Origin of the sequence: Methylorubrum zatmanii, assembly GCF_014845115.1 — a bacterium.
In the GTDB taxonomy this organism is placed as follows: domain Bacteria; phylum Pseudomonadota; class Alphaproteobacteria; order Rhizobiales; family Beijerinckiaceae; genus Methylobacterium; species Methylobacterium zatmanii.
This window is the reverse complement of the sequence record NZ_NKUI01000388.1, coordinates 1-765: the sequence shown is the minus strand read 5'-3', so window position 1 is coordinate 765 and position 765 is coordinate 1. Positions and strand designations below refer to the sequence as shown.

The 765-nt window shown below is 66.5% G+C and carries 1 protein-coding gene; it reads right to left on the bottom strand.

All coding sequences use genetic code 11. The features are described 5' to 3' along the window. Positions 1-123: 123 nt before the first annotated feature. Positions 124-765: GyrI-like domain-containing protein (locus MZTS_RS24910; protein ID WP_192286007.1), on the bottom strand; the 642-nt coding region annotated here is incomplete at its 5' end.

Genomic DNA, 765 nt, shown 5'->3' with positions numbered 1-765 from the left:
GAGCGGCGCGGGGCGGGAAGCTCGATCTCGGGGAAAAGCGGCATGGGAGCCGAATCCACGAAGGGATTCGGCGGTTCCCGCTTCAGCAGGAATGATCTGCAGCCGAGCTTATTTCGGCCAAGTTTATTTCGGCAAGGCGTAGATGTTGATGTCGAGCTTGTCGTCGGCCCCCTCGCCGAGATCAGTCACGTATTCTTCCAGAAAGCGGTCCTGAACGTCGATCTCCTTGGCGTCGAGATAGGCGGTCAGGGTCTCGTAGGTGCCGTCGATCTCCTCGTAGGTGCCGCTGTGCTTGAACCGCAGGGCCTTGCCGCTCGGGCTGGAGCCGAAGGTGACGCCGTTCGTCTCGGTAGCCTGTGCCGGCGCGGATTCGATCGGGATCATCGCCTCGTACTGGAAGCCGTCATCCTCGGTCTTGGTGAACAGCGCGATCGGCCGGCCCGCCGGCTTCAGGCCGAGCTTGGCCAAGGTCTCGCCGATGGTCTTGAACGAGGCCCTGAGATTGGCCCGCGCCGCCTCCCATTTGGTCTGGCCCGACAGGATCGCCACCGGCTTGGCCGGCAGGGTGACCGGATCCACGTCGTTAGGCTCGCCGGGGCTCGGAACCAGGGTCGGCAGGGCGGAGGGCGGCGGTGTGACGGACGGGGCGGCGCCGGATTGGGCAGGCCGGGGAATCGGCGCCTGCTCCGGGGCGGGCGCCGCCGGATCGGGACCGGACTTGGACGTATCCGGCTTCGTCGTCGTCGGCAGGGGATTCGTCTCGGC